Annotated in this window: 28 protein-coding genes; 20 read left to right on the forward strand and 8 right to left on the reverse strand. The window is 62.3% G+C overall.

Going from position 1 to position 21,840, the window contains the following annotated elements; genetic code table 11:
* Positions 1–100: 100 nt before the first annotated feature.
* From AC522E_RS19465 to AC522E_RS19475, 3 genes are all read left to right on the forward strand, one after another.
* Positions 101–433: a metal-sulfur cluster assembly factor gene (locus AC522E_RS19465; protein ID WP_500747877.1), complete on the forward strand. Its 333-nt coding sequence runs from the start codon at positions 101–103 to the stop codon at positions 431–433.
* Between the two features lie 13 nt (positions 434–446).
* Complete coding sequence (locus AC522E_RS19470) at positions 447–692, forward strand: DUF2249 domain-containing protein (protein ID WP_500747878.1); 246 nt, start codon at positions 447–449, stop codon at positions 690–692.
* A gap of 79 nt (positions 693–771) precedes the next feature.
* Positions 772–1,464: an NnrU family protein gene (locus tag AC522E_RS19475; protein ID WP_500747879.1), complete on the forward strand. Its 693-nt coding sequence runs from the start codon at positions 772–774 to the stop codon at positions 1,462–1,464.
* 48 nt (positions 1,465–1,512) lie between these two features.
* On the opposite strand, the gene AC522E_RS19480 is transcribed toward AC522E_RS19475, so the two are convergent.
* Entirely contained in the window at positions 1,513–1,668 is a 156-nt protein-coding gene (locus AC522E_RS19480; protein WP_500747880.1) for a hypothetical protein, read from the reverse strand.
* Between the two features lie 131 nt (positions 1,669–1,799).
* Here AC522E_RS19480 and AC522E_RS19485 point away from each other — a divergent pair, with 131 nt between their 5' ends.
* The 7 genes from AC522E_RS19485 (at position 1,800) to AC522E_RS19515 (ending at position 7,857) form a co-directional block, all read left to right on the forward strand.
* Positions 1,800–2,366 (forward strand): cytochrome c oxidase subunit 3 family protein, encoded by a 567-nt coding sequence (locus AC522E_RS19485; protein WP_500747881.1) that lies wholly within the window; start codon positions 1,800–1,802, stop codon positions 2,364–2,366.
* A 1-nt stretch (position 2,367) separates the two neighbouring features.
* Complete coding sequence (locus AC522E_RS19490; protein WP_500747882.1) at positions 2,368–2,646, forward strand: cytochrome C oxidase subunit IV family protein; 279 nt, start codon at positions 2,368–2,370, stop codon at positions 2,644–2,646.
* Positions 2,647–2,872: 226 nt separating this feature from the next.
* Positions 2,873–3,325, forward strand: coding sequence for a c-type cytochrome (locus AC522E_RS19495; RefSeq protein ID WP_500747883.1), 453 nt, complete (start codon positions 2,873–2,875; stop codon positions 3,323–3,325).
* A 16-nt stretch (positions 3,326–3,341) separates the two neighbouring features.
* Positions 3,342–4,688 (forward strand): cbb3-type cytochrome c oxidase subunit I, encoded by a 1,347-nt coding sequence (locus AC522E_RS19500; protein WP_500747884.1) that lies wholly within the window; start codon positions 3,342–3,344, stop codon positions 4,686–4,688.
* A gap of 63 nt (positions 4,689–4,751) precedes the next feature.
* The gene (locus AC522E_RS19505) at positions 4,752–5,564 is read left to right on the forward strand and encodes a CbbQ/NirQ/NorQ/GpvN family protein (RefSeq protein WP_500747885.1); all 813 of its coding nucleotides are present in this window, start codon (positions 4,752–4,754) and stop codon (positions 5,562–5,564) included.
* Between the two features lie 14 nt (positions 5,565–5,578).
* The gene (locus tag AC522E_RS19510) at positions 5,579–7,489 is read left to right on the forward strand and encodes a nitric oxide reductase activation protein NorD (protein ID WP_500747886.1); all 1,911 of its coding nucleotides are present in this window, start codon (positions 5,579–5,581) and stop codon (positions 7,487–7,489) included.
* Between the two features lie 149 nt (positions 7,490–7,638).
* The gene (locus AC522E_RS19515) at positions 7,639–7,857 is read left to right on the forward strand and encodes a hypothetical protein (protein ID WP_500747887.1); all 219 of its coding nucleotides are present in this window, start codon (positions 7,639–7,641) and stop codon (positions 7,855–7,857) included.
* Between the two features lie 75 nt (positions 7,858–7,932).
* Here the strand turns inward: AC522E_RS19515 and hemN are convergent, their stop codons facing one another.
* Positions 7,933–9,285, reverse strand: coding sequence for an oxygen-independent coproporphyrinogen III oxidase (gene hemN / locus AC522E_RS19520; RefSeq protein WP_500747888.1), 1,353 nt, complete (start codon positions 9,283–9,285; stop codon positions 7,933–7,935).
* A 330-nt stretch (positions 9,286–9,615) separates the two neighbouring features.
* On the opposite strand from hemN, the gene nirK reads away from it, so the two are divergent.
* The 4 genes from nirK to AC522E_RS19540 all read left to right on the forward strand — a co-directional run bounded on the left by nirK (position 9,616) and on the right by AC522E_RS19540 (position 12,853).
* On the forward strand, positions 9,616–10,737 hold the full coding sequence (gene nirK / locus AC522E_RS19525; protein WP_500747889.1) for a copper-containing nitrite reductase: 1,122 nt from the start codon (positions 9,616–9,618) through the stop codon (positions 10,735–10,737).
* A gap of 109 nt (positions 10,738–10,846) precedes the next feature.
* A complete protein-coding gene (locus tag AC522E_RS19530; protein ID WP_500747890.1) occupies positions 10,847–11,554 on the forward strand; it encodes a Crp/Fnr family transcriptional regulator in 708 nt (235 codons plus the stop codon).
* 110 nt (positions 11,555–11,664) lie between these two features.
* The gene (locus AC522E_RS19535; RefSeq protein ID WP_500747891.1) at positions 11,665–11,973 is read left to right on the forward strand and encodes a hypothetical protein; all 309 of its coding nucleotides are present in this window, start codon (positions 11,665–11,667) and stop codon (positions 11,971–11,973) included.
* A gap of 169 nt (positions 11,974–12,142) precedes the next feature.
* The gene (locus AC522E_RS19540; protein WP_500747892.1) at positions 12,143–12,853 is read left to right on the forward strand and encodes a DUF4142 domain-containing protein; all 711 of its coding nucleotides are present in this window, start codon (positions 12,143–12,145) and stop codon (positions 12,851–12,853) included.
* 60 nt (positions 12,854–12,913) lie between these two features.
* Here the strand turns inward: AC522E_RS19540 and fdxA are convergent, their stop codons facing one another.
* Complete coding sequence (gene fdxA / locus AC522E_RS19545) at positions 12,914–13,252, reverse strand: ferredoxin FdxA (RefSeq protein WP_500747893.1); 339 nt, start codon at positions 13,250–13,252, stop codon at positions 12,914–12,916.
* 139 nt (positions 13,253–13,391) lie between these two features.
* Here fdxA and AC522E_RS19550 point away from each other — a divergent pair, with 139 nt between their 5' ends.
* Positions 13,392–13,811 carry a c-type cytochrome gene (locus AC522E_RS19550; RefSeq protein ID WP_500747894.1) on the forward strand — a complete coding sequence of 140 codons (420 nt, stop codon included), beginning with the start codon at positions 13,392–13,394 and terminating at the stop codon, positions 13,809–13,811.
* An 88-nt stretch (positions 13,812–13,899) separates the two neighbouring features.
* Here the strand turns inward: AC522E_RS19550 and AC522E_RS19555 are convergent, their stop codons facing one another.
* The 4 genes from AC522E_RS19555 to AC522E_RS19570 form a co-directional block, all read right to left on the reverse strand.
* Positions 13,900–14,361 carry a 6-pyruvoyl trahydropterin synthase family protein gene (locus tag AC522E_RS19555; protein ID WP_500747895.1) on the reverse strand — a complete coding sequence of 154 codons (462 nt, stop codon included), beginning with the start codon at positions 14,359–14,361 and terminating at the stop codon, positions 13,900–13,902.
* A gap of 64 nt (positions 14,362–14,425) precedes the next feature.
* Complete coding sequence (locus AC522E_RS19560; RefSeq protein ID WP_500747896.1) at positions 14,426–14,719, reverse strand: DUF6522 family protein; 294 nt, start codon at positions 14,717–14,719, stop codon at positions 14,426–14,428.
* A 280-nt stretch (positions 14,720–14,999) separates the two neighbouring features.
* Positions 15,000–15,479, reverse strand: a complete 480-nt coding sequence (locus AC522E_RS19565; RefSeq protein ID WP_500747897.1) for an SRPBCC family protein — start codon at positions 15,477–15,479, stop codon at positions 15,000–15,002.
* 29 nt (positions 15,480–15,508) lie between these two features.
* Positions 15,509–15,940, reverse strand: coding sequence for a VOC family protein (locus AC522E_RS19570; RefSeq protein ID WP_500747898.1), 432 nt, complete (start codon positions 15,938–15,940; stop codon positions 15,509–15,511).
* A gap of 58 nt (positions 15,941–15,998) precedes the next feature.
* On the opposite strand from AC522E_RS19570, the gene AC522E_RS19575 reads away from it, so the two are divergent.
* Complete coding sequence (locus AC522E_RS19575) at positions 15,999–16,703, forward strand: winged helix-turn-helix transcriptional regulator (RefSeq protein WP_500747899.1); 705 nt, start codon at positions 15,999–16,001, stop codon at positions 16,701–16,703.
* An 11-nt stretch (positions 16,704–16,714) separates the two neighbouring features.
* On the opposite strand, the gene AC522E_RS19580 is transcribed toward AC522E_RS19575, so the two are convergent.
* Positions 16,715–17,788, reverse strand: a complete 1,074-nt coding sequence (locus AC522E_RS19580) for an NAD(P)-dependent alcohol dehydrogenase (protein ID WP_500747900.1) — start codon at positions 17,786–17,788, stop codon at positions 16,715–16,717.
* A 232-nt stretch (positions 17,789–18,020) separates the two neighbouring features.
* On the opposite strand from AC522E_RS19580, the gene AC522E_RS19585 reads away from it, so the two are divergent.
* The 4 genes from AC522E_RS19585 (at position 18,021) to AC522E_RS19600 (ending at position 21,813) form a co-directional block, all read left to right on the forward strand.
* A complete protein-coding gene (locus tag AC522E_RS19585; protein WP_500747901.1) occupies positions 18,021–18,305 on the forward strand; it encodes a hypothetical protein in 285 nt (94 codons plus the stop codon).
* Positions 18,306–18,361: 56 nt separating this feature from the next.
* Entirely contained in the window at positions 18,362–19,399 is a 1,038-nt protein-coding gene (locus tag AC522E_RS19590; protein WP_500750771.1) for a zinc-dependent alcohol dehydrogenase family protein, read from the forward strand.
* 193 nt (positions 19,400–19,592) lie between these two features.
* Entirely contained in the window at positions 19,593–20,810 is a 1,218-nt protein-coding gene (locus AC522E_RS19595; RefSeq protein WP_500747902.1) for an adenylate/guanylate cyclase domain-containing protein, read from the forward strand.
* A 154-nt stretch (positions 20,811–20,964) separates the two neighbouring features.
* A complete protein-coding gene (locus tag AC522E_RS19600; protein WP_500747903.1) occupies positions 20,965–21,813 on the forward strand; it encodes a universal stress protein in 849 nt (282 codons plus the stop codon).
* Positions 21,814–21,840 lie beyond the last annotated feature (27 nt).

Consider the following 21,840-nt stretch of genomic DNA (forward strand, 5'->3'; position numbering starts at 1 on the left):
CAAACTGGCATGACCGGTGAATCCCTGCCTTGTTTGAGGCAGGGCAAAGAAGAGATAATTTTGTTCGGCCAGGGTCCTGCCGTCGAAACGAGGACCATCGATGAGCAATTCTCCCAATGGGCGGCAGCCCCTCGATCCGGCCATCCTGGACTGTCTCGCAGATGTCATGGACCCGGAGATAGGCCTCAGCATCGTCGACCTCGGCTTGGTCTATCAGGCCAGGTCGACGCCTGATGCTGTCGAGGTTGCCCTCACTCTGACCACGCGGGCCTGTCCGCTCGGTGAAATGATCGTGGATGAGGTGCGTGAGCGTCTCGCGCATCGCTTTCTAGACGTACCTCGTGTCGACGTCCGTCTGGTCTGGGATCCTGTCTGGAAACCGGACTTCGTCACCGCTCGCGGCCAGGAGCTTCTCGGCCGCCCCTCGCTCTGAGGAATGCTGTCTGATGTGCAATTGCAATGTTTCCGAGACCGTCATCGATGTCCGCCAGATCATGCCGCGGATGCGCCATCCGCTGATTTTCAATACATTCGATCAGCTTGCTCCGGGCGAAGCTTTCCTGCTCGTCAATGACCATGACCCCAGGCCGCTGCTCTATCAGTTCAATGCCGAGCGACCCGGAGAATTCGCGTGGGACTATGAGGAGCAGGGTCCGGACCTCTGGCGGATCCGGATCAGCCGCGCCGCGTGAAGCACTCTTATCAGCCGACTGGGGCGGAGCCTGACCGGGCTCCGCAATCCGGTTGGTTCAGGGCCCGGAACAGCATCTTATGATCGAGTTCTTCGTCGCACTGGCAGCTTTCCTTGCGGCTCATCTCTTTCCCGCGAGTCCGCGATTGCGCGGTGCGCTGATCACCTGGATGGGGAGGAGAACCTATCTCGCGGCCTACTCGGTTCTTTCTCTCGTCCTGCTCGGATGGTTGATCATGGCAGCCCAGCAGGCACAGACCATCTGGCTCTGGCAGCCCGCCCCCTGGCAATGGCATGTCCCCTTCATCGCCATGCCCATGGCGGCGTTTCTTCTCGTCGCCGGTCTGACGGAGCCCAATCCCCTCTCGATCTCCTTCCGGAGCGGCTCGTCGCCTGGCCCGGTCACGGCCATCAGCCGGCATCCGGTTCTATGGGCCTTCCTGATCTGGGCCTTGTCGCACATCCCACCGAACGGGAGTCTGGTCGCCGTCATCCTGTTCGGCACGATGGCTCTGTTTTCCCTGCTCGGATTTGCGCTCCTCGATGTCAAAGCGCGTAAGCGCCTTGGGCCGGAGCGCTGGTGCGCCCTGAGCGCCGGCACGTCGATTGTCCCGTTTGCGGCGGTCCTTTCCGGGCGGGCGAAGTGGCGCTCGCTCACTCCGCTGATCCTGCCTGCGTCGATCGCTGCTGCGCTCTATCTCTGGTTCGTCTTCCAGGGGCATGCGCTTCTCATTGGACCGGACCCCCTTGCTGGTCTCGCTGCCATGGGCTGAGCGAACGCCTTCCACACTTTGAGGAGTGCCTCCACGAAGGCGAGCACCTTACTGGGTGAAGAAGAGGGCCGCCGCAATGACAACGGACATGGTCACGGCGGCGACAGTACCGGTCAGGCGCAGCACCCCCATCCGGTGAAGCATAATGGCGAAAATGATGATGAGGGGGGTCGCCATCACCAGCCCGACCTGCGCGTCACTCATGATCTCGTTCCTGTTGTCTGACCGCTGCATCTATGCCCCGTCGCGCAGCCTGCTTATTTGCGCCAGCGCAACGAGGAGGCCCGGAATCCGGCGCTAGAGGGTTCGCGAGGACGACTTCGGAAGGCACGACCATGTTGACTGCAGAAGAGGAGCGCCCCTGGGGCATACTCTCGGACCTGCCAGGGCACCCCATGATGTGGCTGCTCATCCTGACCGAGGTGGTGACCTTCGGCCTGCTCCTCCTGATCTTCGCCGTCACGCGCGCCTTTCAGCCGGCTCTCTTCGCGGCGGGCCAGGCGCATCTCGATCCCCTTCTCGGGGGTGTGAACACCATCGTCCTGATCACCAGTGGATGGTTCGCCGCGCTGGCGGTGGAGTATCGTACATCTGGACGGCGCAGATCCGCACGCATGCTCCTTGCCGGCGCCATGGCCATGGGCGCGGCCTTCATGGGCATCAAGCTCACGGAATACGCGTCTGCAGCGCGTGCGGGCATCGGACTGGAGACGGATACGTTCTTCACTCTCTATTTTCTCCTGACCGGCTTTCATCTTCTCCATGTTCTGCTCGGAACCATCATTCTCGCAGCGGTCGCGCGGTATGACAGTCTCGAGAATCTGAAGACCGGCACCGCTTTCTGGCACATGGTCGATCTGATTTGGGTCGTGATGTATCCACTGATCTACTTGGTCAGGTGACATGATGACGCACTCTCCGACCCGGCAGGTCACACGCACCTGGGCATTCCTGATCATCCTTACCAGCCTGAGCATGTTCTCGGGGCATGCCGGCATCGCCGGTCTCGCGACAGACGGCATCGTGCTGATTGCGGCCGTGGCCAAAGGGCGGTGGATGTTGCTGGACTTTCTGAAGCTGAGAAACGTGCCGCCAGGCTGGAGCGCTCTTCTGTCCTCGTGGCTTCTGCTCATCGCGGCGGCTGCCTGGATGGCAGCCGCCCTGCCTTCCTTGCACGGCTGACGCGCTCTCTCTCCTCCAAAGCTTGTCCCAGAGCAAAGAGCGATTGTGTCGCTCCTGTAGCTTGCCCGTCGTCCGCCCTGCCGGGCGCACAATTCCGACTCGAAGCAAGCCGCCATGTCGAACTCTCACGGTCAAGCGAGCCATTCGCGCATTCCGCCTGAACAATCCTGGCATTGCGGCCTGTCCTGCATCTCCGCCTCCCAGAAATTTCAGAAAGGATTGCGTGATGGCTGAAGCCCTCACCAAGTCGGCGGCGAGAAACGTGTTCTATGGGGGCTCGTTCTTCTTCTTCGCCATCTTCGTGGGCCTGACCGCCCACAGCCACTACTACATGAACACCACATCGACCGACACGTCGACGCTGTCCGCCTCGGTCGCCCGCGGGAAGCACGTGTGGGAGAAGAATTCCTGCATCAACTGCCACTCGATTCTTGGCGAGGGCGCCTACTTCGCGCCTGAACTCGGCAATGTGTGGGATCGCTATGGCGGCAAGGAGGATCCGGCGACTGCCCGCGAGATGCTGAAGGCCTGGATGCAGGCCCAGCCTTCTGGGATCGAGGGCCGCCGCCAGATGCCGCAGTTCAACCTGACCGACCAGGAACTCAACGATCTCGCCGATTTCCTAGAATGGACCAGCCACATCAAGACCCAAAACTGGCCGCCGAACAAGGCGGGTTGAGATCAGGACCGACATCATGAAGTACCAATCCCAAAAAGTCGCTCTGCTCTATTTCTATGGAGCACTCGGCCTGTTCCTGGCCCAGGTTCTGTTCGGCGTACTCGCCGGCACGATCTATGTGCTGCCCAATACCCTGTCTGAACTTCTTCCCTTCAATATCGTCCGCATGGTGCACACGAATGCTCTGATCGTGTGGCTCCTGATCGGCTTCATGGGCGCGACCTACTACCTCGTTCCCGAGGAATCGGAGACAGAACTCTTCAGCCCGCTGATCGCCAAATTGCAGTTCTGGCTATTTCTGGGGGCAGCCGCCATTGCCGTGGTCGGCTATCTGTTCAAGATCCACGAGGGCCGGGAATTTCTCGAACAGCCGTTCATCATCAAGGTCGGCATTGTCGTCGTCTGCCTGATGTTCCTGTTCAACATCACGATGACGGTTCTCAAGGGCCGCAAGACGGTTGTCACCAATATCCTGCTCTTCGGCTTGTGGGGCGTGGCGATCTTCTTCCTGTTCGCCTTCTACAACCCCGCGAACCTCGCCGTGGACAAGATGTACTGGTGGTACATCGTCCATCTCTGGGTCGAGGGCGTGTGGGAGCTCATCATGGCCTCGGTCCTCGCGTTCCTGATGATCAAGCTCAACGGCATCGACCGCGAAGTGGTGGAAAAGTGGCTCTATGTCATCGTCGGCATGGCGTTGTTCTCGGGCATTCTCGGAACCGGTCACCACTTCTACTGGATCGGGGCTCCGGGATACTGGCAATGGATCGGTTCGCTCTTCTCGACACTTGAAGTCGCGCCGTTCTTCACCATGATCGTGTTCACGGTGCAGATGACTTGGAAAGCCGGTCGCCGCCATCCGAACCGCGCCGCGCTGCTGTGGTCGGTCGGCTGCTCGGTCATGGCGTTCTTCGGAGCTGGCGTATGGGGTTTCCTGCATACGCTGTCATCGGTGAACTACTATACTCACGGAACGCAGGTCACCGCGGCCCACGGGCACCTCGCCTTCTTCGGCGCCTACGTGATGCTCAACCTCGCCGTGATGGCCTACGCCATTCCGCAGATCCGCGGCCGCGCACCCTACAACCAGTGGCTCAGCATCGTAAGCTTCTGGATCATGTGCACCGCCATGTCGGTCATGACCTTCGCTCTGACCTTTGCCGGAATCATCCAGGTTCATCTGCAGCGGGTGCTCGGGCAGTCCTACATGGAAGTCCAGGACCAGCTGGCTCTCTTCTACTGGGTCCGCCTTGGCTCCGGCGCGTTCGTCCTCATCTCCGCGCTGATGTTCATCTATGCGGTGCTGGTCCCCGGCCGCGAACGGGCCCCACGCCTCACCCAGGGACTCCAGCCTGCCGAGTAAACTCCGTGGGGCGGCTGGTCCGCCGCCCCACGCGTCAACCGATTCAGTTTCAAAGGATTCGACATGAGGCCGCTTCTTCAAACCGTACCGCGCCCGTCAACGGACCTGCCTTACTATGTCCCTACGGGAAACGAGTGTGACCTCTTCGAACTTGCCTGGCGCAAGCGCCTGCCGCTTCTCCTGAAAGGTCCGACAGGCTGCGGCAAGACACGATTCGTCGCTCACATGGCGGCAAGGCTCGGGCTGCCCCTTCACACAGTTTCCTGTCACGACGACCTCACCGCCGCCGATCTCACAGGCCGCTATCTTCTCAAGGGCGGCGATACCGTATGGGCGGACGGCCCCCTCACCCGCGCGGTGCGCGAAGGCGGCGTCTGCTATCTCGACGAGATCGTGGAAGCGCGCAAGGACGTCACGGTGGTCCTTCATCCGCTGACCGACGACCGTCGCATCCTGCCACTGGACCGCACAGGCGAGGAATTGCAGGCGCCGGATTCCTTCATGCTCGTCGTCTCCTACAATCCGGGCTACCAGACGCTCCTGAAGTCGCTGAAACCTTCGACACGCCAGCGTTTCGTCGCCATCGAGTTCGATTTCCTTCCCATCGATCATGAGGTCTCCGTCGTCACCTCGGAAAGCGGCCTCTCCGAGGAGCGCGTGCGCCCACTCCTGCTTCTGGCCCGGCGCTTGAGGGCGCTGAAGGGTCAGGACCTGGAGGAAGGCGTCTCCACACGGTTGATCGTCTATTGCGCCTCGCTTATGGCCGCCGGCGTCGCGCCCGAGCTGGCCGTGACGGCGACCATGATTGAGCCTCTGACCGACGATCTCGACGTCAAGAACGCACTGATCGAAGTCGCCCGCGCGACGCTGGGCTGACCCGGAGCGGCATCATGCTCGACTTTCTGGAACTCGAAGAGACGGTCGGCCATTTCTGGCACCGACTTGTGGGCCGCGCCGCCAGCTATCCCCGCTATCCGGAACTCGGGGTCTCTCTCGATGAGGTACGGGGGCCGCTCGGCGTCTTCTTTCGCGGCCTCGGCGGAGAAGTCGGCGTTCAACTTGCAGGCACTGCCGCCCGCGCCTCGTCCCACCGCCTCAATCTGCGCCAGCGGATCGGGATCGCGGAAGAGAGGCTGGAGCAGCCGGGGCGCGATCCTGCCACCCTCTTCCTGCCTGCGAAAATCGAGCTCTTTCCTTCGAGCACTCTGAATCGTCTCCTCTACTTCTGGCTCGCCGCCTATTTTGCCTTTGTCCCCACAAGCCCGATCGAGGAGACGGATCCCCTGCGCCGGGACCTGGCGAGTCTGACAAGGGCGAAGGAGACGGTCGCGCGCGTCCTTGACGCGTGCCCCGGCCTGATCGAACCCTACAGGGAGCTGTGCCTGGCCTTGCTCGAGGCGCGGCCCAAACGCTCGCTGCCGCCGCTGGAAAACAGGATCGAGCAGATCGCACGGTCGCTGCTGGGTGACGCCGATGCGGCTCCGCCGCTCGGGAATCCAGCGACTGCGGACGAGTTGATCTCCTGGCGGGCGGCTGCCACCTATCAGCCCCTCCTGCCGGTCCCTTTGTGGGGCGACACCTGGACACGCGAGGCGGGGACATCCAGCCGCGATGGCGACGAGCCTTCGGCGCCCGGCGCGCTGGCTGCTTCGGATACGCGCAGGCGTTTTGCCGTCCGGCGTGAAGCTGACCAGGCTCAGCGTTCGGATCCGTTCATCCTGAACCGCTTCGAGAAAATTCTCGCCATGGCCGAGATGGTCAACGTCAGTCGACCTTCCGACGACGAGGAGGACGAGAATGCCGAGAAGGCCGCCGACGAAGCGGAGGAAATTCCGCTCTCGAAGCATCACGGCAAGCCCGCGACGAAACTCAAATTCGATCTCGATCTTCCGCCCGAAGCCGTCGATACCGCTGCGCTCACCGCCGACATCACTTATCCTGAATGGGACTACACACGGAAAGCCTATCTGCCGCATCACTGCCGTGTCCTTGCGGCGCCGGCATCCGAGCAAGGCGAGATTTGGGAGCCGGATATGGAAGCCCGCCGCCGGATCCGTCGCGTTCGCAGGCAATTCGAGGCGCTTCGGCCCAAGCATGAGATCCTGAGGGCGCAAGGCGACGGAGAACAGATCGATGTCGATGCGCTGGTTCGCGCGCGCAGCGACCTGCGCTCAGGGGGCACCGGCTCCGACCGGGTGTATCTCGCCAGTCGACGCCAGGCCCACGATCTCGCAGTGACCCTTCTCGTCGACGTGTCGCTGTCGACCGATGCATGGATGGACGATCGGCGGGTTCTCGACGTCGAGAAGGAAGCGCTGCTGGTGCTGGCACATGGTTTGGCTGCCTGCGGCGACTCTCACGCGATCATGACCTTTACCTCCCGCCGCCGCTCCTGGGTCAGGGTCGAAACGGTGAAGGATTTCGACGAACCCCTGAATAGCGCCGTGATGCGCCGCATCTCGGCCCTGAAACCGGGCTACTACACCCGCATCGGCGCAGGCATCCGTCATGCCGCCGCGAAACTGTCGGAGCGCCCCAACCGCCAGCGGCTGCTTCTGGTCCTCACCGATGGCAAGCCGAATGACATCGACCACTACGAAGGCCGATTCGGCATCGAGGACACCCGACGCGCCGTCATGGAGGCCCGGCGCAACGGGGTGACCGTGTTCGGCGTAACGGTGGACCGCGAGGCGCAATCCTACTTCCCGACGCTCTTCGGCCGCGGCGGCTACGCTATCGTCAGCCAGGTTTCGAAGCTCCCCGCTGCCCTCCCCGCCATTTATCGGCAGGTGGTGCGCTAGAGCCATCGGATCCAGGGGTGGATTCCACGGGTGGGATCGGTCCGATACTAAGGCAGCTATCGTGCGGAATCCGGGTCCGCTTTTCATGCGGTGCGTTAGACAAGCATTCAATGAAGGTCCACGGGACAATGTCGACGAGAACGATTCTGATGACGGTGCTCCTTTTCTCGGCCGGGCCGGCCTGCGCCGAGTGCGTCTATAAGGAAGCGTTCAATTACGTTACGGGCGAGAAGGAAACGGTTCCGTTCTCCTGCCCGCCCGCGAAGGCGCGTCAGGCGCCGAAATTCCGGAGCTGGCAGGATTGCCCGGTCCGCGAGGAGCGGAACGAGACAACAGGCAAGGTTCAAAGAGTGAGATCCTGCGCGTGAGCCGCCTCAGCTCCACCATGGCGCGCAAGGGGCGAGGCTGGCCACGCTGCACCCATGGCCAGCCTCCCCGGAGGGTTACACAGCGCGGCTGTGCGTGCGTCCCGAGTCGCCGAGATAAGCGTCGAATGCGGAGGCTACGCTTCTTACCAGGAATCGCGTGTCCTCATTGACCGAGAGCACCGTCCCTTCGAGGCGGATGATCCCGTCCTTCGCCAGCCCTTCGAGCCGGGGAGTCGATTGCAGGACGATCTCGGGGGCCGTGCTGTGCCGGTTGCAAATTTCCGCAACGTCGACCCGAAAGTCGCACATCACTCTCTCGATCAGGTCGGCCCTCAGGCGGTCGTCTACCGTCAGCGCGTAACCCTTCGCGGTGGCCAGCTCGCCACGCGAGATGCGCTCGGCATAGCGGCCGAGAACGACTTCATTCTGAGCGTAGCCCTGGCCGAGCCGTCCGATGGCCGAGGCTCCGAAGCCTATCAGAATATCGCTCGGATCCGTCGTGTAGCCCTGAAAGTTGCGATGGAGGACTCCATCGACCTGAGCCTTCACCATGGAATCCTCAGGCAGCGCGTAATGGTCGAGGCCGATCCGGCGATATCCGGCCTCGATCAACGCCTCGGCGATAGCCTCGGCCTGGGCATATCGGGCAGCACCATCGGGAAGCGCGGCCTCGTCGATCTTGCGCTGATGCTTCTTGAAAGTCGGGATATGGGCATAACCGAACACGGAGAAGCGTTCGGGACGAAGCGTGATGGCTTGCCGGACCGTTTCGATGCAGGATTCGACCGTTTGGTACGGCAGTCCATAGATAAGATCGAAATTGATACCACGCACACCTGCATCTCTCAGGCCGTTCGTGGCTTTCGCCGTCTGCTCGAAGCTCTGGATGCGGTTGATGGCACGCTGGACGACCGGATCGAAACTTTGAACACCCAGACTTGCACGGGTGATGCCGGCCTCGCCAAGCGCCGTGGTCATGGTGCGGGTCAAGGTACGAGGATCGATCTCGACAGCGATCTCTGCGTCGTCGTCGAGATCGAATTTCTGCCGCATGAGCGCAACGAGACCAAGGAGCTCGGATGGCTCCATAATGGTCGGTGTCCCTCCCCCGAAATGAACATGGCGCACCGGCAAAGGGGCGCTCAGACGATCCGCAACGAGGCCGATCTCGCGGCGGAGCACCGCCAGGTAGTCGACGATCGGCGCATCCCGCTGGGTGATAGTCGTGTGGCAGCCGCAGTACCAGCACATGGAGCGGCAGAAGGGCACATGCAGGTAAAGCGAAGCGGTGGCTCCGCCCGGAAGCGACCCGAGCCAATCTGCATACTCCGAGTGACCGATTGCATCGGAGAACTGTGGTGCTGTCGGGTAGCTCGTGTAACGGGGAAGCCGCTCCTCGCCGTAGCGCGCTCTCAAGTCGTCTTTCATTGGAGTCCCTTTCGGCTGCGACGCTCCGCGATGAATCCATCGCGCGATGCCGCCGGTAAACATGGAACTTCTCTAAACACGACCGGGCCGGGGTTCTTTGACCTCGATCAACGAAACGGCAGCTTTCGGCGCTGTGGGGAGAGCGGGCCCGTCAACTGAATTAAAACTTGCATTGATTTGAATCAAAACTTGCGACTGCTTTGTCCACACGGCTTCTTTCGCATGCTTGTTTGCATTGCAACAAATAACCATGCGCTGCGGCATAGTAGAAGGTTTTCATCCGATGACGGACCAAGACGTTCCGCCAGCGGTCCCTTAGAGGAGACGACGATGAGAACCCTGAAGATCTCGGGACGCCGGCCGCTGCTTGCGACTGCTGCTGCTCTTGCTCTTGGAACGGCAGCGTTGCTCACGCAGCCCCTGCCTGCTTATGCACTCGACAAGGTTGCCGCCGCGCCGGCGGTCGAGCAGATGCACAGCCATCCCGCAGGATCTGGCACGCCGCAGGCACCTGTCAACGTGGTGCGCGATCCGACCGATCTTCCCAAGCCCATCGAGGCCCGTGGCCCGCAGCACATCAAGGTCAATCTCGAAACCACCGAGGTGACAGGGCAATTGGCCGACGGCACGACCTACCATTACTGGACCTTCAACAATAAGGTTCCGGGACCGTTCATCCGGGTCAAGGTCGGCGATACTGTCGAGGTGAATCTCAAGAATCATGATGACAGCGTCATGATGCACAATGTCGACTTCCACGCGGTGACCGGTCCTGGTGGCGGCGCAAAGGCTACGGAGGCCGCTCCAGGTGAAAGCCGCGGGTTCTCGTTCAAAGCATTGAGTCCCGGCCTGTATGTCTATCATTGCGCCACTCCGATGGTTGCCCAGCATATCGCCAACGGCATGTACGGCATGATCCTCGTGGAGCCGGAAGGAGGCCTGCCGAAGGTCGATCACGAGTTCTACGTCATGCAGGGTGAGATCTATACGGAGCAGGCGTTCGGAACGAAGGGTCTCGTGGAGGAAAGCTATGAAAAGCTGGTGAGCGAGCGGCCAGAATACTTCGTGTTCAACGGAAGTACCGAGGCTCTGAAGAAGAATCCGCTCAAGGCAAAGGTCGGCGAGACCGTGCGCATCTTCTTCGGTGTAGGCGGACCCAACTACACCTCGTCGTTCCATGTGATCGGTGAGATCTTCGATAAGGCCTATCCGATGGCCTCGTTGAGCTCGGCGCCGCTCAAGGACGTCCAAACCATTACGACCCCTCCGGGCGGTGCCAGTGTGGTGGAGTTCAAGGTCGAAGTTCCCGGCAACTACGTCCTCGTCGATCACGCCCTGAGCCGCGTGGAGCGTGGGTTGGCTGGCATCCTGAAAGTCGAAGGACCGGAGAACGAGGCGATCTTCAAGGACTTCAATCCCCAGAAGTCGGCTCAGTCGACCAGCGGCCACTAACGCTCTCTCATCGAGGCCCGGGCTCACCTCCCGGGCCTCGCATTCATCTTGACGCCATCGGCCATCAACGCCCGTGGCGTCTCGCGCCATTTTCAAGGAAGCGATGACAATGGCCCTCATCGACCGCTCCCTCATCGAGGACCTGCCCCTGTTTGCAGGCGCAACATCCAGCCAGCTCGACATTGCCATCGGCAAGGCGCAGTCGGCCTATCGTCCCAAAGGCACCAGTCTGTTTGAGCAGGACGGGAATGCCGGCTCTTTCTTCGTCCTTCTTCATGGCCGCCTGCGTGTAACGAAGACCACGGCCGACGGACAACAGGTCGTGGTACGTTTTGCAATTCCGGGGGAGCTGGTCGGGGTCGCGATTGCGCTCGGCCGGGACACCTATCCCGCGACGGCAACGGCTGCGGTCGACTCCATTGCGCTTGCCTGGCCGTCATCGACCTGGCCCGATCTTGTGGCGATGCTACCGTCTCTTGCGGTGGCGGCGCTGCAGACTGTCGGGACACGGCTGCAGGATGCTCATGGTCGGATTGTCGAACTGTCCACGGAGCAGGTCGAGCGGCGCATTGCGAACGCGCTTCTTCGCCTGAGCGAGACGACGGGACGCAAGGTCGAGCAGGGAGTGCAGATCGACTTCCCGATCTCCCGTCAGGATGTGGCGGAGGTCACGGGAACGACTCTTCACAATGTCAGTCGCATTCTGAGCGCCTGGGAGGATCGCGGCTGGGTCCGCGGAGGGCGACAGAAGATCGTGATTTGCGATCCTCACAATCTTCTCATGCTGGCAGAGGGTTCCGGGACTCGCGGCCAGTGATCGATCAGGGAGGAGTTTTCATGAAACCGGTCCTGCATGAAGTGGATATCGGCACCGATCAGGGCTCGAGGCTTACCCCTTCCCATGTCCTGACACGTGTGCGGGCCGTCGTGAGCGCACTCGATCTGGATTGCCGTTGTCGCGGCAAGCTCGACGCGGCGTTGGAACGGTTCGAGACACTGGAGATCCGGCGCCAGCTTCGTGGTGCGATTCTCGATGCTCGTCATCAGGCGGAGCGCATTGCAGCGCTTCTGGAGCTTGTCGGCGAGCTCGATACTGTCACGATGGATGAGACGGATCTCAGCGTTTTTGAGGAGATCGCGCTGCTGTTCGAAGACATCAAAGCCGCGGCAGCACGCGGGGCCGAAGACATGATCAAGGCCGGAAATCTCGATTTTCCTGAACGACAGAACCGATGAGGTTCCGACGAGAGAAGCTGAGGCTGGCGCTTCAGCTTCACGTTGGCCTGACATCGTTTATGTTGAAGCTTGGCTCCCGCAGCATGGCCATGCCAGTCGCGGCAGGAACGCCATAGAAACCTCATCTACCGTTGATCATTGACCTCCAACCTGGATGTCAGGAGATCCGATGATGAAGGTGCGATTCGCGGCCACAGCCTTATGCGCGCTCATGTCGCTTCAGCCTGTGTGGGCCCAGCAGAGCCAGCAGCGCTCGATGACTCCTTCGCGGGCCGAGCCGAACCCGACCAGCAACCCGCCTGCGGATCCTCACAAGGATGGTGGCCGTCCGGAAAGCCATGGAGGAGCTGCCCATGCGCCTCAGCTCGGGGGAACTCAGTCGGGCGCGACCTCCCTTTCACCCGAGATGCGCCAAGCCGCCGAGACCGTGGCCCGCGGCGCTGTCACGGCTCAGCAATACGGCAACCTCGCCTCGAAGCGCCACACCAGTGGTGCGGTCCATGATCTTGGCGATCAGATGGTGCTCACGAACAGCCGCATCAACCGCGCGCTGAGTGCTCTCTCCCCGGATCTGCGCACGGCAGAGTCGATGCCGCCGCAGGAACGGGCTTCGTTCGACAACCTGGCGCGCGATGCGGACGAGGTTCAGTTCGGTATCAGCGTGGCGCAATGGGTTGCGCAAACTTATCCGCAGACGATCAGCGCCGTCGAGCAGCTTGGAGGGACTACGGAGCTCCGGGACATGGCAGGCAGTGCCATTCCCGAACTTCGCGCACAGCTGTCCAATGCACAGACGATCCTGCAGAGCGCACGCGCGACGCCGAATGGACAGCCTGCCTCGACGGGAACGATTCCGGATTCGAAGACAAAATCCGATTGATCGACGCCAGTCTCTGGCTGCAGGACCTGCCTCACCCCATGGCCCGCATGATCGCTTGTCTCAGTCACCCGCTCCCGGCTCCGGGGTGAAATATTTGCCGTACTTGCCTGGAGTGCCATTCATGGCATCGGCGTCGTCGGGTGGTGTTTTCTTGCGGGTGATATTCGGCCACTGGGACGCGTAATCCCGGTTGAGCGAGAGCCAGACCGGATCGAAGGTCTCCGTGTCCGGAACAATGGCTTCCGCCGGACATTCCGGAACGCAGACGCCGCAGTCGATGCATTCGTCCGGATGGATCACGAGCATGTTCTCACCCTCGTAGAAGCAGTCGACGGGGCAAACCTCCACGCAGTCCGTGTATTTGCAACGAATACAGTTCTCAAGTACGACATGAGTCATCTCGGACCTTTCATCAGAGGCAAGTCGGAAGAACGCAACCGGCCTCATTCGGGTTTCAGGAACAACGCCGGGCTGGAATCGGCTGCGCAATGCGCTATCTTGTCGTGCGCCACCACAACCCAAACGTGAGGAAACTGCAATGCGCCTGGCCGTCCTTGTCCCGATCGCCCTGGCTTTCAGCCCGATGGCTGCCCATGCCCAGGATGCCGCCGCCGGTGAAAAGGTGTTCGCCCCGTGCAGGGCCTGCCATCAGATCGGCGAGAACGCCAAGAACGCCGTTGGTCCGGAGCTCAATGGGGTCATCGGCCGCAAGGCAGGAAGCGTCGAAGGCTACAACTATTCGCCCGCCAACAAGAATTCCGGTCTGACGTGGGATGAAGCGACCTTCTCCGAGTACATCAAGGATCCGAAGGCCAAGGTCCCCGGGACCAAGATGATCTTCGCTGGGATCAAGGACGAGCAGAAGATCAAGGACCTGATCGCCTATCTCAAGCAGTTCGATGCATCGGGCAAGAAGAGTGCGTCGCTCGGCAGCACGCATCAGATCGCAGCCCGGTAATCCGAATTCCGGGAGCCGGCCATCCACCGGCTGATCCGCGCGCCATCGCAACCCGAAGAGTAGCGGCCGGCCACCCCGGGACGTGGCCCTACTCGCCCCTGATGACCATCGCAGAATTGGCCCCGTGCTCCTTCACCTGCACTTTGCGGAGCCTCACGCGCGGGGCATAGCCGTTGTCCTGGAGCCACACCTCCGCCGCATCGAAGATCATCTCGGCAAAGCGTTCGCACCCCACATAGGGCACGACCACGAGATCCAGCACACCCCGCTCCTGGCCCTCTCGGAAATAGGGTAGCGCAGGGTCGTCCTCCGCAATGAGAGTCTTGTGGTCGAGCATGTCCTCCAGCCAGCCCTTGAGGGACTTGAGAGACCCGAAATCGACGGCCCAGTGTCGGAAATCGAGCTCCGTCGTCTCGAACTCGAAATGAACCGCGATGGAGTAGCCGTGAAGGAAGCGGCAATGGGATTCGGCACGCCATTGCCGAAACGCGCAGCTGAGACCCAGGCTGTGATCGTAGGTCTTGGTCGAAATGAATGTCTTACCGGTCATTCTGTCCTCGCCCCGTTGCGGAGTTGCCGCCAGCTTTCATCGCCCGTGCGGGCTCATTGCGTCATCAAGGGCCGGGCCTGTGGAGCGCGGCTGGCAGCGGCCGATCTCCGAAGTCGATGGTCGACCATTGCAGAACATGTCCAGACCCATCGAAGACGATGCGCAGCCGCCGGCTATCGTGAAAAAAGGAAACGCGAAACGAACCCTCGTCCTCGTCGACACCCCGCTCGAACCGGCATGTGATCGCACCGCTGCGCAGGAGCTCAGGAACGAGCGAGGGTTCGAGGCTCAGGCCCTTGCCGACAAGGGAAGCCTCGACCTGAACGGCGCCACTCTGGATGTCGATGTCGATTGCCATGACGCAGCCACTCTTGAAGTCGGATGATGCAGAAAGCGCATGGGAGGGATGCTTCAGAAACGGGTCGAGGCACCGGCCAGTCACGAGTGGACATTGCTGCCCGTTCACAACACTCCTGGCGTGTCTTCTAGCGTGAACGGGCAGGCGGCTCGTTGTTCCGGCGCAACAAAGCTGGCAGTGGCGGCGGGATGTCTATGGCCCTGCCGGAGGACCAAGCACGGCCTCGGCCCGCAGGAGAAGCGGCGCGGTGCGAAGCGACACCCGCGCTGCATGGGGCGATTCAGGCCGTTGCGGCGACACGGCTTTGTTCGGCGAGCTCCGCGAGCTGGCCCGCCACGATGGCCCAGCCCTCGTGGAAGCCCATTGTTTCGTGGCGCTTCAGGGTCTCGTCGTTCCAATGCCGCACGCGCGCCGTATAGCGGGTGCCGGTTCCTTCTGGTTCGAAGGTGACGATCACGACCATGAACGGGTCCTGCGGGACCCACCCGACCGTGAAGGCATTCGTGAACACGATTTTCCGATTCGGCACGACTTCCAGGAAGACGCCTTCCTCGTTGGACAGATCGGACCCATCGGGCGCCCTCATGAGAATGCGGGCCCGACCTCCGGGACGGAGATCGATGTCGACCACCGGCGTGGAATAGGGGCGCGGCGCCCACCACTCGCCAAGACGCTCGGTCCAGACGCGATAAACGGTTTCGGGCGGCGCCGCGATCAGCCGCGTGACGGACAATTCGTGGGCGGCAGGTTGAAAGGTCATGAATTGTGCTCCCTCTTTCTCGGCCGTGCTCAGGCCGTTGCCGTCTCTGCCTGGGCCTTCATGGCAGCTTCGACGTCCATCCACATCACTTCCCAGATATGGCCGTCGGGATCCTCGAAGCTGCGGCCGTACATGAAGCCATAGTCCTGCTTCGGGCCAGGATCGGTGCGGCCGCCAGCCTTGCCGGCCTTGGAGACGGTCTCGTCGACATCGTCGCGGCTTTCGGCCGACACGCAGATCAGAACCTCGCTCGTCGTCTTCGCGTCGGCGATTTTCTTGGGTGTGAACTGGCGGAACTTGTCGTGCGTCAGCAACATCACATGGATGGTCTCCGACATGACCATGCAGGACGCCGTGTCGTCGCAGAACTGCGGGTTTTTCGCGGCGCCGACAGCCTCGTAGAAGGCTGTCGCGCGTTCGAGATCACTGACGGGAAGGTTGACGAAAATCAGCTTGGACATGGTTTCCTCCGTTGATCCGGTTTGACACTCATGGCGCACAGAGTTATAAAAAGCAACTATGAAGTTAGAAAAAATAACTAAAAAGTCCGAGTCCTCCTCACGACGGCATTACGAGGATGCCTGCGCGACCGCTCATGCCCTCGATTTGGTCGGAGAGCGCTGGGCGCTTCTGGTGATCCGCGAACTCATGCTCGGTCCGAGGCGGTTCAGCGATCTACGGGCCAATCTCCCAGGCATCAGCGCGAATGTTTTGACCCAGCGGCTGGAAGGATTGGAGGACGCCGGCATCCTCATTCGCCGCAAGCTCCCTCCGCCCGCCGCGACCCAGGTTTATGAGCTCACTGCGTGGGGCTACGAGAGCGAGCCTATCTTCCAGGCACTCGGCCGCTGGGCAGCCCGCTCGCCGGCGCATGATCCGAACCTGCCGTTCAGCGCCGTCTCCCTCATGCTGTCGATGCGGACGATGCTCGATGCGGGCAAGGCGCAGGGAATCGATGCGCGGATCGGATTTCGCATCGGGGAAGAGACCTATCTCGGCCATCTGTCAGCGGAAGGGATCGACATCCAGCGTGCTCCGCTGGACGGAGCCGATCTGATCTTCACGGGAGCGGCCCCGCTTGTTGCCGCCGCCATCTATGGCGGCCAGCCCCTGGCCATCCTCGAGGCGGCAGGAGCCTTGCAGATCGAGGGCGACCGCGCGCTGGCCGAACGATTCGTGTCGCTCTTTCCCCTGCCTCCGAAAGCGGAGATGCCACCGCACTGAGCGGCCGGGATTCAGGGCGTGATCGCCACCTTCAGGACCCCGTCGCGCTGGTGGCCGAACAGGTCATAGGCCGCCTCGATGTCGTCGAGCTTGAAGCGATGGGTCACGAGCGGCGTCGTATCGACCCGGCCCGACGCGACCGTCGCGATCAGCCGCCGCATGCGCTCCTTTCCGCCAGGGCAAAGGGTTGTCCTGATGGTGTGATCGCCGAGACCGGCCAGGAACCCGTCGAGGGGGATCCTGATGTCGGAGGAATAGACCCCGAGAGAGGAGAGCGTGCCGCCCGGGCGCAGCACGCGAAGGGCCGCCTCGAAGGTCTCCTGGCGTCCGAGAGCCTCGATGGCGACATCGACACCGCGTCCATCCGTGAGAAGTCTGATTTCCTCGACCGGATCGGCCTTCGTGAAGTCGACCACGTGATCCGCTCCCATCCGCCGCGCAATTTCCATGCGCGCGGGCACGCTTTCGACCGCGATAATGGTGCTGGCACCCATCAGCCGCGCCCCGGCCGTGGCGCAGAGCCCGATGGGCCCCTGCGCGAAGACGGCCACGATATCTCCGATGCGGATACCCCCGCTCTCCGCCCCGGAGAAACCGGTCGACAGAATATCGGGACACATCAGGACCTGCTCGTCGGCCAGCCCTTCTGGGACCGGCGCGAGATTGGTCATCGCATCGGGAACGAGCAGGTATTCGGCCTGAGCGCCGTCGATGGTGTTTCCGAACCGCCATCCGCCCAGGGGCTTCCAGCCGTGCTTCGTGCCGGCACCGTCCTGCGAATGACATCCGCACAGGCAGGCTTCGCTGTACCCGCTCGGGGTGATCGCACCGGCGATCACCCGCTGCCCTTCGCGGTAGCCCTTCACGGCCGAGCCGAGCTTCTCGATGATGCCGACGGGCTCGTGGCCAATGGTCAGCCCGCGCGCAACAGGATACTCGCCCTTGAGGATATGAATATCGGTTCCGCAGATGGTGGTGGTGGTGATCCGGATCAGAGCATCGAGAGGGCCGACATCCGGGATAGGCTTTTCATCGAGGACGATCCGTCCCGGCTCTGCGAAGATCGCAACTTTCATCCGAGGCATATTCACCCCTCCCATCTGATCCGGGAGCAGGGTATCATGATCCGACGACTCGTGGTGAGGTCCTGAAGGCTAAGGCAGAGCGCCGGCACCGGCCTGAAATGCTTTCATGACCTTGGCAATGGGCATTCTCCCCGTTGATTGATCGCGATCAATTTCGCGGCATCGAAATCGCCTTATCGTTCAACATGCCGGGCCCGAGGTCCGGCGCCGCAACACGGGAACGGAGGAGACGATGACCACAGGCTTAGAGTTGCTGAACCTTTGGCCGACATCCCCGAAGGACCGGGTGTACTCGCCCGACATCCTCCCCCGCCTGCAATTCCTCCTGTCGGATCTTGCCGATATCGATCTTGCCTACCGGCGGAACCTCGATGCCATCGCGCATGCGGGCGGAGATGACGAGACCAAGCGCGTCTGGGCTGCAAAACTCCGGCGGCAGCACGAGGAGCGACGCAGTCCCTACCTCAGGGAGCTTGCTTCCCTGGAGGAGCGAATCGGCGCGGAAATGACGCCATGACGCGTCGGTGATCTGCCCCTTGTCGGGCTGTCTGCGGCATGAGACCTTTTCGTTCCATGCACGCCATGGTGCTCCATCGCATCGGTACGCCCCTCGTTCGGGAGACGCGGCCGCTCCCTGTCCCCGGCGCTGGTGAGATCCGCGTCACGGTGGAAGCCTGTGCCGTTTGCAGGACCGACCTTCACGTGGTCGACGGCGATCTCCCCAATCCCAAGCTTCCCCTCGTTCCCGGCCACGAGATCGTAGGGCGCGTCGATGCACTGGGCACGAATGTCAGCGGATTCGCCATCGGCGACCGGGTCGGAATTCCCTGGCTCGGCCACACCTGCGGCCACTGCGCCTATTGTCTTTCGCTGCACGAGAACCTGTGCGATGCACCGCTGTTCACAGGCTACACCCGTGACGGCGGATTCGCGACTCATGCGGTCGCCGATGCGAGCTTCTCGTTCCAGCTTCCCGAGGACGGCGATCCGGTGGCGCTTGCACCGCTTCTGTGCGCCGGACTGATCGGCTGGCGCTCCCTCGTGGCGGCAGGATCAGGCAGCGATATCGGCATCTATGGATTCGGAGCCGCCGCCCATATCCTGGCGCAGGTCTGCCGCTGGCAGAACCGGCGCGTCTTCGCCTTCACCCGGCCGGGCGACGAGGCGGCACAGGAATTCGCTCGGGAGCTCGGCGCAGCCTGGGCCGGTGGCTCGGATCAGGAATCGCCCAAGGCGCTGGATGCCGCCATCATCTTTGCACCTGTAGGGGACCTGGTGCCGGTGGCACTGCGCGCCGTGAGGAAAGGCGGGCGCGTCGTCTGCGGCGGAATCCATATGAGCGACATCCCGCAATTTCCCTACAGCCTCCTCTGGGAGGAACGGCAGATTCTGTCCGTGGCCAACCTGACCCGGCAGGATGCGCGGGACTTCCTGTCCCTTGTTCCAAAAGCGCAGATCAGGACGCAGACCACGCCCTATCCCCTTGAGGCCGCCAACGAGGCTCTCGCCGACCTGCGCGGCGGGCGCCTGCAGGGCGCCGCCGTTCTGGTTCCTGCCCTCGGCGACAATGGCATTCCGGTCACGCAGGTTGCGCAGGGTCGGGCGACGTGACCGATGCCTTGCACGGAACCGGGTCTCCCTGTCAGCGACCCGAAGGATCACCCCAGTGAAATGGGGCTGAGGTTACCGCTGCGGGCGATGCTCATGTCCTTGGGCACTGGGGCCGAAGCCCCGGACGTGCTATAGACCCGCCCGGCCGAGGTGCCGCCCAACCATCCCTTACCGTTTCCCAAGGAGCAGTTCCATGGACGTTGTCCAGGCGAAAAGCATCGTGGAGTGGGTGACCGAAGCGGGATTGGTCGGCACGGAGGAAACGGAACTGCTTGGCGAGTTCTGCAGCCGCCTGGTCGGGGCCGGGCTCCGGGTCAGCCGCGCGACGATGGGCATCGACACGCTGCATCCCGTCTTCGAGGGACGGGTTTTCCGCTGGCTCCACGAAGCGGAGTTCGAGCCCGTTTCGGAATACGGCCGTCGCAGCGAAGGAACGGAGTCGGACCAGATCTGGCGGCGCAGCCCTTACTTTCATCTCTATCAGAAGGGGGAGGACCTTCTCCGTCGTCGGATCGGTCCGGATCACCCGGTCGACTTTCCCATTCTCGAGGATCTGCGCCTTCTGGGCCAGACCGACTACCTGGCGCTCATTCAGCGTTTCACGGCCCGAGGCGTGATCGGCGAGATGGATTGCATCTTCTCCTCCTGGACGACCGATGCGCCGTCGGGCTTCTCGGACCAGGACATCGCGAGCCTGCGCAAACTCGTTCCGTCCCTGGCGCTCGCCATGAAATGCAGCTCGCTCACCCGGATCGCCGAGACCCTGGTCGAGACCTATCTTGGTCGCGACGCGGGTCACAGGGTGCTGAGCGGGCGAATTGCGCGCGGCGTCACGGATCGGATCTCCGCTGTGCTGTGGTACAGCGATCTGCGCGGCTTCACCCGCATCGCCGAAGGCTCCACGCCGGAGCAGATCATCCCTTTCCTGAACGATTATTCCGAGGCGATCATCTCATCGATTCACGAGGCCGGCGGGGATGTTCTCAAGCTCATCGGCGACGGTACTCTCGCCATCTTCAAGGCTGAGGATCAGGGCCTCGCCTGCCGTCAGGCCCTCGCGGCGGAGGATGCGATGCGCCGAAAGATCGAGACCCTCAATCGAGACCGGACGGCGCTCGGGCTTCCTGTGACCGAAGCCTATCTGGGCCTGCATATCGGCGAGGTCTTCTACGGCAATGTCGGCAGCCAGGACCGTCTCGACTTCACGGTGGTCGGTCCTGCCGTGAACGAAGTCAGCCGGATCGCCGCCCTCTGCCATTCGGTGGAGCGGAATGTCCTTCTTTCCTCGGCCTTCTCGTCTGCTGCCACCGCGTCCGACCGTACGCAGTTCGTGTGCGTCGGCCGCTATGCCCTGCGCGGCGTGAAGCGCTCCCAGGAGCTGTTTACCCTGGAAAGCGCCCTCGATGCATGACTGTCCGGCGGGCGGTCGATCCGACGGTCCGAAAAGATCCTCAGGCTTTGCTTAAAATCAAGGACAAAAAACCGAACCCGGTGTTGAATGCGCAAGGTATCGAGATAGACGGATAGCCCGTGCGGATTCTCGTCGCCCGGACTGCATGGAGAACATGATGATCAAGGACGTTCTGGTTCATTTGGATGGAAGCGCGGACGACGAGCTCCGCCTGACGCACGCCGAGGCGGTCGCGACCACGTGCCAGGCTCATGTGACGGGGCTCTTCACGAACACGCTTCCCGATCTGGCGCCCATGGTTCCGCTTGATGGCGGCGCCGCGGCGGCCGAGGTGATTGCCGAACTCGACGAGGAGGCCCGACGCAGCGGCGACCGGATCCAGCAGCGCCTCGTCGAACGTTTCTCGCGCCTCGGCGTCCCCAACGAAGTACGCAGGCTCGACGGCACGCTCGGTCAGCTGATCGGGGAAGCGGTCTCGGAGGCCCGGCGGGCCGATCTTTTCGTGGCCAAGAAACCCTATGATGGCAAGGACGGGGCGCAATGGGACGACCTGTTCGAGGCCGTGCTCTTCGGAAGCGGACGCGGCATCTATGTGGTCCCGCCGGAGAGAAGACCCTCCGACGAGATCCGACGGGTTCTGGTCGCTTGGCGCGACACTCGCGAAACGGCACGGGCGATCGCCGAGGCGGCTCCCTTCATCGAAAAGGCAACCCGCACGGGCGTCCTTGTCGTCGACCCTGAACAATCGGGTCCCGGCAAGCCCACCATCGACGTCGACATCGCGCAGCATCTCGGCCGCTACGGAACGCAGGTCGAAGTCAATCTTGTCGAGAGCAAGGGACGCTCCGTCGGGGACGTCATTCTCGAGCAGGCCCATCGGATGTCCGTCGATCTCATCGTCATGGGCGGGTACGGCCATTCCCGCACACGGGAATGGATCCTCGGCGGCACCAGCCGCGACATGCTGGAACGGTCGGACCTCCCGATCCTGATAGCCCATTGAGGGACGGCCACGGGATGGGATAGCCTG

It is taken from the genome of Microvirga sp. BF8, from assembly GCF_059888585.1.

Bases quoted from the DNA above. Each gene is read 5' to 3' on its own strand.
- AC522E_RS19570 (WP_500747898.1), bottom strand. From the start codon at position 15,940: ATGTCCAAGCTGATTTTCGTCAACCTTCCCGTCAGTGATCTCGAACGC.
- fdxA (WP_500747893.1), bottom strand. From the start codon at position 13,252: ATGACTCATGTCGTACTTGAGAACTGTATTCGTTGCAAATACACGGAC.
- AC522E_RS19505 (WP_500747885.1), top strand. From the start codon at position 4,752: ATGAGGCCGCTTCTTCAAACCGTACCGCGCCCGTCAACGGACCTGCCT.
- AC522E_RS19490 (WP_500747882.1), top strand. From the start codon at position 2,368: ATGATGACGCACTCTCCGACCCGGCAGGTCACACGCACCTGGGCATTC.
- AC522E_RS19485 (WP_500747881.1), top strand. From the start codon at position 1,800: ATGTTGACTGCAGAAGAGGAGCGCCCCTGGGGCATACTCTCGGACCTG.
- AC522E_RS19510 (WP_500747886.1), top strand. From the start codon at position 5,579: ATGCTCGACTTTCTGGAACTCGAAGAGACGGTCGGCCATTTCTGGCAC.
- AC522E_RS19565 (WP_500747897.1), bottom strand. From the start codon at position 15,479: ATGACCTTTCAACCTGCCGCCCACGAATTGTCCGTCACGCGGCTGATC.
- AC522E_RS19585 (WP_500747901.1), top strand. From the start codon at position 18,021: ATGACCACAGGCTTAGAGTTGCTGAACCTTTGGCCGACATCCCCGAAG.
- hemN (WP_500747888.1), bottom strand. From the start codon at position 9,285: ATGAAAGACGACTTGAGAGCGCGCTACGGCGAGGAGCGGCTTCCCCGT.
- AC522E_RS19475 (WP_500747879.1), top strand. From the start codon at position 772: ATGATCGAGTTCTTCGTCGCACTGGCAGCTTTCCTTGCGGCTCATCTC.
- AC522E_RS19580 (WP_500747900.1), bottom strand. From the start codon at position 17,788: ATGCCTCGGATGAAAGTTGCGATCTTCGCAGAGCCGGGACGGATCGTC.
- AC522E_RS19550 (WP_500747894.1), top strand. From the start codon at position 13,392: ATGCGCCTGGCCGTCCTTGTCCCGATCGCCCTGGCTTTCAGCCCGATG.
- AC522E_RS19465 (WP_500747877.1), top strand. From the start codon at position 101: ATGAGCAATTCTCCCAATGGGCGGCAGCCCCTCGATCCGGCCATCCTG.
- AC522E_RS19600 (WP_500747903.1), top strand. From the start codon at position 20,965: ATGATGATCAAGGACGTTCTGGTTCATTTGGATGGAAGCGCGGACGAC.
- AC522E_RS19495 (WP_500747883.1), top strand. From the start codon at position 2,873: ATGGCTGAAGCCCTCACCAAGTCGGCGGCGAGAAACGTGTTCTATGGG.
- AC522E_RS19590 (WP_500750771.1), top strand. From the start codon at position 18,362: ATGCACGCCATGGTGCTCCATCGCATCGGTACGCCCCTCGTTCGGGAG.
- AC522E_RS19555 (WP_500747895.1), bottom strand. From the start codon at position 14,361: ATGACCGGTAAGACATTCATTTCGACCAAGACCTACGATCACAGCCTG.
- AC522E_RS19515 (WP_500747887.1), top strand. From the start codon at position 7,639: ATGACGGTGCTCCTTTTCTCGGCCGGGCCGGCCTGCGCCGAGTGCGTC.
- AC522E_RS19530 (WP_500747890.1), top strand. From the start codon at position 10,847: ATGGCCCTCATCGACCGCTCCCTCATCGAGGACCTGCCCCTGTTTGCA.
- AC522E_RS19480 (WP_500747880.1), bottom strand. From the start codon at position 1,668: ATGAGTGACGCGCAGGTCGGGCTGGTGATGGCGACCCCCCTCATCATC.
- AC522E_RS19500 (WP_500747884.1), top strand. From the start codon at position 3,342: ATGAAGTACCAATCCCAAAAAGTCGCTCTGCTCTATTTCTATGGAGCA.
- nirK (WP_500747889.1), top strand. From the start codon at position 9,616: ATGAGAACCCTGAAGATCTCGGGACGCCGGCCGCTGCTTGCGACTGCT.
- AC522E_RS19575 (WP_500747899.1), top strand. From the start codon at position 15,999: ATGAAGTTAGAAAAAATAACTAAAAAGTCCGAGTCCTCCTCACGACGG.
- AC522E_RS19560 (WP_500747896.1), bottom strand. From the start codon at position 14,719: ATGGCAATCGACATCGACATCCAGAGTGGCGCCGTTCAGGTCGAGGCT.
- AC522E_RS19470 (WP_500747878.1), top strand. From the start codon at position 447: ATGTGCAATTGCAATGTTTCCGAGACCGTCATCGATGTCCGCCAGATC.
- AC522E_RS19595 (WP_500747902.1), top strand. From the start codon at position 19,593: ATGGACGTTGTCCAGGCGAAAAGCATCGTGGAGTGGGTGACCGAAGCG.
- AC522E_RS19540 (WP_500747892.1), top strand. From the start codon at position 12,143: ATGATGAAGGTGCGATTCGCGGCCACAGCCTTATGCGCGCTCATGTCG.